General features: G+C 46.7%; 6 protein-coding genes. 3 read left to right on the top strand and 3 right to left on the bottom strand.

What is annotated here, in order from left to right:
- From ACCI51_RS08260 to ACCI51_RS08270, 3 genes are read left to right on the top strand one after another with little or no spacing between them, the layout of a single operon-like run.
- Entirely contained in the window at window positions 1-804 is an 804-nt protein-coding gene (locus ACCI51_RS08260) for an enoyl-CoA hydratase/isomerase family protein (protein ID WP_371843254.1), read from the top strand.
- A complete protein-coding gene (locus tag ACCI51_RS08265; RefSeq protein WP_371843255.1) occupies window positions 804-2,828 on the top strand; it encodes an acetyl/propionyl/methylcrotonyl-CoA carboxylase subunit alpha in 2,025 nt (674 codons plus the stop codon). The genes ACCI51_RS08260 and ACCI51_RS08265 overlap by 1 nt, the downstream gene beginning before the upstream one ends.
- A gap of 11 nt (window positions 2,829-2,839) precedes the next feature.
- Entirely contained in the window at window positions 2,840-4,003 is a 1,164-nt protein-coding gene (locus tag ACCI51_RS08270; RefSeq protein WP_371843256.1) for an acyl-CoA dehydrogenase family protein, read from the top strand.
- A 954-nt stretch (window positions 4,004-4,957) separates the two neighbouring features.
- On the opposite strand, the gene ACCI51_RS08275 is transcribed toward ACCI51_RS08270, so the two are convergent.
- The 3 genes from ACCI51_RS08275 to ACCI51_RS08285 form a co-directional block, all read right to left on the bottom strand.
- Window positions 4,958-6,727 (bottom strand): DUF885 domain-containing protein, encoded by a 1,770-nt coding sequence (locus tag ACCI51_RS08275; protein WP_371843257.1) that lies wholly within the window; start codon window positions 6,725-6,727, stop codon window positions 4,958-4,960.
- A gap of 1,237 nt (window positions 6,728-7,964) precedes the next feature.
- The gene (locus tag ACCI51_RS08280) at window positions 7,965-8,402 is read right to left on the bottom strand and encodes an acyl-CoA thioesterase (RefSeq protein ID WP_371843258.1); all 438 of its coding nucleotides are present in this window, start codon (window positions 8,400-8,402) and stop codon (window positions 7,965-7,967) included.
- On the bottom strand, window positions 8,399-9,565 hold the full coding sequence (locus ACCI51_RS08285) for an iron-containing alcohol dehydrogenase (protein WP_371843259.1): 1,167 nt from the start codon (window positions 9,563-9,565) through the stop codon (window positions 8,399-8,401). The genes ACCI51_RS08280 and ACCI51_RS08285 overlap by 4 nt, the downstream gene beginning before the upstream one ends.
- Window positions 9,566-10,197 lie beyond the last annotated feature (632 nt).

Consider the following 10,197-nt stretch of genomic DNA (forward strand, 5'->3'; position numbering starts at 1 on the left):
GTGCAGACAATTATTGTTGAAACCATCGGTATCGCCCGCCATCTTACTCTGAACCGCCCCCAGCAGCGCAACGCGATTAGTTTGCAAATGGTGGATGAGCTTCTGCAAAAACTTGCAGAAGCGGAAGAGGATCCACAGGTACGGGCGCTGGTACTACGGGGTGCGGAACACAACTTCTGCGCCGGCGGCGATATTGCCGATATGCTCAACGCCCAACAAGGTGCGGGTGACGGTGATCGCGATGCTTTCTTTCACCTCAACCGTCGCTTCGGCGAATTGATGCAGCAGTTTAACCGGACTCCCCTCGTAGTCATTGCCGTACTCGAAGGCGCGGTGATGGGCGGAGGCTTTGGCCTCGCTTGTAGTGCTGATATTGCCATCGCCGATCACAGTTGTCGCTTTGCCCTGCCGGAAACCCGTTTGGGTTTACCGCCTGCGCAGATCGCCCCATTTGTGGTGGCGCGGGTTGGTCTTTCCCAGGCCCGGCGCCTCGCCCTCAGCGGGGCAAAAGTGAATGCGCAACAAGCCTTGGCGATTGGATTAATTCATCAATTGCTCGACGGACCCGAGGCCCTCGAAGGCGCGCTTCAGGAACACCTGGGCGCCATCAACGCCTGTGCCCCCGGCGCACTGGCCGCCACCAAACAGATATTGCTGGATGCGGCGCGAGTCAGCGACGAAACCGCCCTCGGCCAACTGCTGGACGGCGCCGCACAGGAATTTTCCCGCGCAATTCAGGGCCATGAGGGCCGAGAAGGCGCCCGCGCGTTTCTGGAAAAACGATCACCGGAGTGGCAGCACTGATGTCGACAACAGAAACCCTGCTTATCGCCAACCGTGGTGAAATCGCCCTGCGCATAATACGTACCGCCCAGGCGGAGGGCTATCGCACTGTTGCTGTCTACAGTGACCCAGACCGCGATGCGCTACACACCCAGGGCGCAGATATCGCTGTGGCAATCGGCGGACAGACCTCAGCGGAATCCTACCTCGATATCCACAAAATTCTCGACGCAGCAAAAAAATCCGGGGCCACTGCGGTACACCCCGCCTACGGTTTCCTCGCCGAGAATGCGGACTTCGCGAATGCCTGTGCGGAGAGCGGACTGCGCTTTATCGGCCCCAGCGCTGAAGTCATAGAACTGATGGGCAACAAGCGCAAAGCCAAAGAATTTGTCGCTGCCGCCGGCGTACCCTGTATTCCCGGCTTCCAGGGAGCCCAGGACGACGACACTCTGATCGCCGAGGCACAGCGCATCGGTTTTCCCTTGATGATCAAAGCCGCTGCCGGCGGTGGCGGGCGCGGCATGCGCCTGGCCCAGGGAGATGCCGAACTGGCCTCCCAGCTGCGTGCGGCACGCAGCGAATCCATGAGTGCCTTTGGCAGCGATGAATTAATCCTGGAGAAAGCACTGATCAATGCGCGACATATTGAAATCCAGGTCTTTGCAGACAGCCAAGGCAACTGCATTCACTTGGGAGAACGGGATTGCTCCGTACAGCGGCGTCATCAAAAAGTCGTTGAAGAGTGCCCCTCACCCGCAGTAGATACCAATCTGCGAGAGAAAATGGGAAATGCCGCAGTCACCGTCGCACACGCCTGTGGCTACCAATGCGCAGGTACCGTGGAATTCCTGCTCTGCCCCAACGGCGAATTCTATTTTCTGGAGATGAACACTCGCCTGCAGGTAGAGCACCCTGTTACGGAAATGGTGACCGGGTTTGACCTGGTCGCCTGGCAACTGGCCGTAGCCCGTGGCGAAGCCCTTCCCATCGCCCAACATCAAATGACGCAGCAGGGGCACGCCATAGAAGTGCGTCTTTACGCGGAAGACCCCGAGCAGCAGTTCCTGCCCCAGGCTGGGAAAGTACTCCACTGGAGGGCGCCAAAGGGGCAAGGAGTCCGTATCGACCACGCCTTAAAGAGTGGCGGCGATATCACTCCGTTTTACGACCCCATGCTCGGCAAGTTAATTGCGTGGGGGCAGGATCGCGAGGAAGCGCGACGCAAACTCACCCGTGCCCTAACCCAGCTGCAATTTATCGGCCCGAAAAATAATATTCACTTCCTGCAAAAGATCCTGGCGGAACCCCAGTTTATTGCCGGCGACGCGGACACCAGCTTCCTTGACCAAAACAACTCGTTGACGTCTCCCGAACCGGTTCCAGTGGACGTTGCGGTCCAAGCGGTGCTACTCAATCACCTGCGCCACGCCAACCCTCAAGATCAACGTAGCGGTCGCAATGACTGGCGCAATGGTGATAGCAGCGTTCCCCTAAGCTATCGCCTGGAAATTTCTGGGCAACCACTTAATTGCGAACTACTGGCGCTGGAAAAAAATACATATCAAGTCACTCTTGGAGACCGACGATTCCAGCTTCAACGAATCAATTTTGTAAAGCTTCAAGAAGAAGTCGAGCTCTTTAGTACAGAACTACTGGTAAATGGCGTCAGCTATAAAAGGCTGTTCCTACATCGCAGAAATGACCTCTATCTACTGTGCGATGGCAGGCAGTACCATTTTGAGGACACCACCCACGCACCGGCAAAATCTAGCCTGAATCAGGGCAGCGGCCGAATTACTGCGCCTATGGACGGTTGCCTGGTGAAAATTCTGGTCGAGCCCAATCAAGCCGTTCAATGTGGAGATACCATTGCCCTGATGGAAGCCATGAAAATGGAACACAGCCTAAGGGCAGACCGCGATGGCACCGTGATGAAACTCGGCGCTCAAGCCGGAGACCAGGTGCGCGGCGGACAACTGCTGGTGCAGATCGAAGCCGCACCCAGTGAAAGCGCCAAAATTCCCAGCGACGCCACATCCTAAAGGAGTTCACCATGTACGATATCGATGCCTCCCGCATAGCAAGCCCCTATTACGACGAAAGCCACCAGGCATGGCGCAACCAGCTGCGCCGCTTTGTCGACCGGGAGATCATCCCTTACATCACTCAATGGGACGAAGAGGGGCAGCTGCCCGAAGAACTCTGGAAAAAAGCTTCGGACGTTGGCCTTCTAAAGATGGGCTATCCGGAAAACTACGGTGGTATTGAAACCGATGCATTCCACATGATCATCGCCGCCGAGGAGTTGGCCCGCACCGGCGCCGGCGGCCTCTACGCTAGCCTGATGGTCCACGGCATCGCCCTGCCCCCGCTGCTGCACTACGGCAGCGACGCTCTGAAAGATAGGGTTATTCCCTCAGTTTTACGCGGCGACAAACATATTTCCCTGGCGGTCACCGAACCCGGAGCCGGCTCCGATGTGGCCAATATCCAATGTCGCGCGGTACGTGATGGCGATAGCTACATTGTGACCGGAGAAAAAACCTATATAACCGGCGGCATGCGCGCCAATTGGTTTACCGCTGCTGTACGCACCGGTGACGAGGGTTTCGGCGGGATTTCCTTACTGTTAATCCCTGCAGATGCAGAGGGCGTGAGCCGGCAGCTGCTCGATAAAAAACAGGGTTGGTGGTGCTCGGATACCGCCAGTATCTTTTTTGATCAAGTGCGCGTACCCGAGAGCAACCTGATCGGCGGCGAAAACCAAGGCTTCTTGCCGATAGTGCACAACTTTAATCGCGAGCGCCTGGGTATCGCCGCCTCCTGTGTCGAGTACAGCCGCGTCTGCCTTCAAGATGCTATCGAATGGGCGCAAGAACGCCAGACTTTTGGCAAGCGTCTGGCCAATCATCAGGTCATCCGACATAAATTTGCGCAGATGCTGCAACGTATCAATGCCACCCAAGCTTATCTCGATCTGTGTGCCTGGGCAGAACAACAACACCAGCTAAAAGTCGCTGACATTGCCCTGCTCAAAGTACAGGCGACAGAAACCCTCGAATTCTGTGCGCGTGAAGCTATGCAGGTGTTGGGCGGTTCTGGCTATATTCGCGGTGGGCGGATTGAGCGAATTTATCGGGAGGTTCGGGTGAATGCGATTGGTGGAGGCTCTGAAGAAATTATGCGGGACCTAGCTTCCAGGCAGATGGGGATTTAGCAAACAAAATATTAACCAAAGAAATATAAAAGAACACCATATGATATTTTGAGAACGCACCCCGAAATTCGACCCTCTTGTACAAAAGTTCTGAGTAAGAATCGCCCAGGTCCAAGAGGGCCTCTCTCCCCGGGAGAATCTAGTACACGTGGCGTGAAAGCCATAGAACGAAGATTCCCTAGGCATGAACTACTACACTTTTAACCTAGGACCATTGAACACAGAAACCAATAGCCAGTATAAAAACAGGAGAACAACATATTGCTCAAACATCGACAATATGAATCAGGATGCGACTAAATTCTTGGAGTATCACCACTTAAGTCTACCTTATCCTTTAACGATATTTTGGTTACTTTCTAAACACACCGTTGAAATTCTACTTGCCCGCTTATGCCACTTGTGAGTATTCGGTCACTCTGTTTAAAGTCGTATATTTCGTAACCGAGAATCTGCTTTCTCTAAAGCATCTCCTAGCCCCACATTAATCGATTACCCTTGAAGACAAATAGTATGGGATGAAATTAACAATCATTTTGTGGTAATCGGCAGTATTGGCAGCCGTAGGCTACCGTCTCAACGCTCAGTTTCCCGCCTCTATAACGAGAGAGGGAAGCGCACAGCCAAGCCACGCCACGCCAACGTGTCACCACGAGAGCTCGAAAAATCAGGGGATGAACAGAAATTTTAGAGACTCTAGCCCCACTTTTTCACTCCCAAATACTTGATGAACGATCAACTTAATTTGCAGCTATATAGGCTAAGAAAACATCAGAAATATCTATCTGAAAGTACGAGATACATGGTTAACGTAATTCCCTGGAATTAGTCTTTCGAGAAATTATTCTTTGGTATCCGGCTAACATCTGTGTTGGAAAATACTTAAAGACGTTAACTCGACTACAGAATCGGACCCGCAACATACGGGCCCTAGCCATTATTGAACAGGTTTATCTATCCTTTTTTCTTTTCTTGAATGAACGCCCAAACTTTTCCATTTAGCATGGGCAGCGGTAAACTACCATTTTTCAGGATAATCTCGTGAAAATCTTTTATATCGAACCCCTCATCCAATTCCTTTTGCATAAGCTCTCTTAACGCAAAGATTTCCAATGCCCCGGAGTCATAAGAGGTCAGCTGAGCTGGCATTACCGCCATCCGATCCATCAATGCACTGGGATCTTTCGCAAAAGAAGCACCCGACTCCCTTAAGAAATCCGCAACCTCTTCATTACTCCAGCCAAGCAAATGCATCCCGGTATCAGCAACCATACCCCGTGCCGGCCATGCTCGTCTTAAAATCTTTGTTGAAGCATACTGATAAATGTCCGCCTCCTCAGCAAGATGCTCGGCGTACCTGCCCCACCCTTCAACAAATGCGCCATTCATAAAAGTACTTTCAATCTGATGAAAAGTATCCTGTTCTTGGCTTAAAGCTATCTGCATATGATGTCCGGGATACCCCTCATGAATAGTCACCGTCTCTGCGGAGGCGTAAGAAGATGACTTATAAGTGGTGGGATCATAAGCAAACCTTGCAGTTCGCTCCTCATTACCGGGAGTATAATGAGCGCTCCTACCTGAACCCTGCTCATACTCAGGGATAGCCTTTACCTCCATTACCATGGATGGCATTCCATAAAAGAAATCCGCACTGAGATCCTTAGACTTAGCCACCAGCGCCTCATAAAATTCATGCATTTCATCTGCGCTATTGAACTTCTGAGATTTATCTTCACTAGCCCTCTCAACAGCTTCTGAAAAGGACTCTGCTTGGTAAAAGAGCGCTCCCAAGCGAGTAATTTCAATCTTATTTTTCTTAACCGCATTCAAACCCAACTGAAAAACCTGTTCAGGAGTCCTCTGCAAGCCTGTATAGGACCGATATTGAGCCATATAACATTCACGACCATTAGGAATGGCATGAATACCCAGCTCCACTCTAGCCTTAGGCAAATAGTCAATCTTCAAAAATTCGTTATAACGCTTCATCGACGGAATCAGATCATCGACAAGAACTTGCTTAAAAGCAGCCGCAAACTTTGGATCCTCTGCACGCTGAGCCAAGCTAAAGAAGGGATGTTCATCAATTGGAATTCGAGTTAATGCGTCCACTTGCTTAATAACACGACTAACCACGCTCTTAGGAGCAGAATAACCCAGTTTAAGCCCATCCTTCAGATTAATGATTTCCTGCTCGTAGTAACCGGAGGCACTGCGCCAACGCTCAATCGCATCAGATTTATTTTGTACTGTTTCAACAGGCTGAAACTCACTTAGCAAGCTTAATCTGATATGAGGCCCAAACATATGATTAACGGACCATAGTTCTGCTTTACAGACCCTCACCCCAACATTCGCTTCCAATTGCTCCTTGAGCTTAAAATAGAAAGCTCGCTCTTGATCTGACTTCAAGTTAGCCGGATCTATATTGGCCAGATTCTTCAAGATTTCATCTTCGGAATCACCTAAAGACGAAAAACCATCTGGGGAATTGTTAAGAAATAGATTATGCCTGTCTGACGGAACATTTAGAAAATAGGAATCCGTCTGGGAATTAGTCAAAAAAATTTCGGAGTATTGATTTGCAAGGTTGTGGAGTTTCTCAGAACTATCAAAAGCGGAGCTAGATTCTGTATCAGCCATATCATTAGCTACAGAACATCCAAATAAAGCTGAAGAAAGTGCCAACATACCGACACTCACTTTATATAAATAAGTCATTTTAAAAAACCATTATAAAAACCTAAATCCAAACAAGAAGGCAACCTCCAAAGAGAAGCCCCGGTCGTTCGCATTAAAGTAGGCACTTAAAAGGATAAAATTGCAACAAAGTTAACATTCAATATCGATGAGTGGACGGAATTTATAGATGCATACCACAACTGAAGTGACGTAATGTGTAACGGCTCATTAAAAAGCTGAATCTATACACCACTCTTCCCTGTAACTTAAAAGCTCACTAAGGCCGACCACCCCAAAAAACTGATAGTCGGCAAGCCACTCCAAGCTGGTACAGACGCTCAAAGTATATACGGAGAAGCTTCTTTATATTTCTGTATCTCCCCAGCCACACACCTACTGGGAACAGCCTAATAAATCGATGGGTTATCGCTTTCTTTAAGCAATTAGCGGCCAGCCAGACTACCTTGCTAAATATCTACGTGTTTCCGCTCACTTTAAATTTAGTAAGAATGATTGTATTACAACTGCAAATTGCATGAGCTGCCATCACCCACTACAAAAATAAATGCAATAAATCAATTACTTCTTGAGCACTACAAAAGACATTAATACAACTCACCCTAGAATGCATTTTATTCTTTTTTTCGCAGCGTGCCTCCGAGAATTTATTCTATGATATTGGGGTTCGCCTTCAATGGCACACCCTATTCAAAACTTGCATATACGTGTCTGAATACGTAATTTACAAATGGAACACCCCTAAGACAAATAAAATTTCTTCATACCAGCTTATAAATATGATGTGATAATTGTCGACTAGTCTGATGCAGTATCTTGTTGTAGACCACATCATCGCTGACATTATTATTTATTGGCTTCAGATCTAGGAATCAGTGTAACAGATTGAACGGATACACTGCCAACAAACATATACATCTCGCTACAAATAGCGCAAAAAGCTCCAAACCCACCACTAAGACACAACAGGTACACAATATTGACCATCCTATGAAAGACGCTCCATTTATGGCCGATGTATACTTGAGAATTTTTTAATCACTGTCACAACGCTACGATCGTAAATACACTACTTTAGAAATACGCTCAAAGTGTATACCCAAGTTTCACATTAAAACTGACACATTTTGTAATAGCACGGGAGACCAGTTGGCGATCGGCTGGTTAATTTCAAGAACCCTAAGTAGTTAGCTACTCTTCAAAAAAATAAGTTTATGCTGTATATAATACAACCCCAACAATAATATATTTTTAACATTCAAGGCTTGATAAATGCACTTTGTAATGCCTCCAACAATTGACCAGAAATTTTTGTCGGTTGCTCCGTATGACGATTGACAAAGACATGTGTCATAGTACCATATGCACATGCATTTTCTCGTCCATCTTTAAATATTGCGACACCATATTCGACTGAAGAATTACCTATTCTATTAACTCTAAACGCACCGCATATTTTATCAGGATAAGAAATACTAGCCACATAATTACAATCAGATTTCACCATATAGCCAACGACCTCGCTGAAGTGAATATCAAGTCCAGCCTTATCAATCAAAAAACAATTAGCAATGGTGTCAAAATAAGAATAATAAATAACATTGTTTACATGCCCATAGATATCATTATCCATCCATCTGGTTGTTAATTCTTCAATGCAAAAATAGTCTGAACGTAACACAACTTGCTTACTCACAAAGCCCCCTCATACGCAGACTGATATATTAGGAGTGCATCATCATGAGACAATGGCTTGGGATTATTGATTAGTAATCGTGTTTGTAACATCGCATCAGTGGCGAGTTTCTCTAGATGATGCTCACCAACATCTAATTGCTTTAAGGTGTTTGGTAATTTTAGCCGCTCAATTAACCGTTCTATAAAAACAATAAGATCGGAGCATACTTTTTGATTTGATTGAGAGGCATTAATGCCTGTATAAATATAAGGCGCCAACTCACTATAAAGTTTGGCGGCATCGCTTTGATTAAAACGCATCACATGCGGCAACACTAAAGAGTTACTCAATCCATGAGGTATATGGAAATGGCCTCCTAATGGGTATGCTAACGCATGTACGGCGGCAACCGGTGCATTGGCAAATGCTTGACCTGCCAGGCAAGCGCCTAATAGCATATTTTGCCTTGCTTCAATGTCTTCGCCGTGGTGGGTGGCTTGTTCTATATTTTTCGATAACAACTGCAAGGCCTGCTTAGCCAACATGTCTGAATAGGGATTTTTTTTATGCTTGGATGTAAATGCCTCTATGGCATGTACCATTGCATCAATACCTGTTGCTGCAGTAACATGAGCCGGCAATCCTATAGTTAACTGGGCATCTAATAAGGCAACATCTGGCAGTAATTGTTTAGCAATAATGCCAGCTTTAGTAGTTTCTCCAGTTGTTAAAATCGCAATAGGCGTTACTTCTGAACCGGTGCCGGCAGTGGTAGGTATTAAAATTAATGGTAAGCGATCACCCTGAACCTTTTCAAATCCGTATAACTGCTCTAAAGGTTGCCGTGAATCCATCATGACGGCAACAACTTTAGCGGTATCCATTGAGCTGCCACCACCAAAGCCAATAACACCATCAACATTATATTGCTTCGCCAAAGCTACTGCTGACAAAACGTTATCTTGTTTTGGGTCAGCGACAACTTTATCAAAAACGACGAACTCAAATCTACGGTGTAGTTGCTCCTCTAGCTTTGCCAGTAAACCACAATTTACAATGCCTTGGTCAGTGACCACTAACAGCTTATTTATGTTTAATTGATCACAAATGTCACTAATATTACTTAAGCCACCGGGACTACTTATGATACATTTTGTAGTGTTAAATTGAAAATTTAACATAATGTTTTCGCAACCCTAAAGATTATTGTTTTTTACTATCTTGTTTGAAACAGCCTCTTTTCCAACTCCAGGGAATCTCTAGATAATTCAAAGTAAATTTGGCATTAATTTGATACCGTTCTAGACTACGATAAATCAATTATCAAGTCACTATTGCCGGGGTGACTTTTACCCCTAACCTGGCTCCACCAAGAATAAGATAAATTGCGACCCGGAAATATGCGATTATATAAAACCAATCAGCAGCACTAAAGGATGAATTCGTATATTCGCACTGATAGCATTCTCAGGTTTACTGAAATGGCAGAGAGGATGGATACAGTTGACTTTGGGCGGTTTAAGGCACGGATATTGATTGCGAGCATTCAGGGGAGAATCCATGGCCTACCACAAGAGGAGTATATATTTTTCTTCTACCCCAGTAATATCCAATAGATGGATCATGTTTCCTTCTGTTCTCCAAATCTAGTTGCTAACTAGTTTGGTATGAATAAAAAAGATCAAACGACACCTAAGGAACCTCTGAATAATTCCGAGCTAATTTGGTAGTATTCAGTTATCCGTCAAGGCTACGATAGATCATGCACCAAGTCACCTTTGCCGAAGCAGAATACAATCTGAAGCGCCGTAAA

The sequence above is a fragment of the Microbulbifer echini genome (assembly GCF_041447225.1).
Lineage (GTDB): Bacteria > Pseudomonadota > Gammaproteobacteria > Pseudomonadales > Cellvibrionaceae > Microbulbifer > Microbulbifer echini.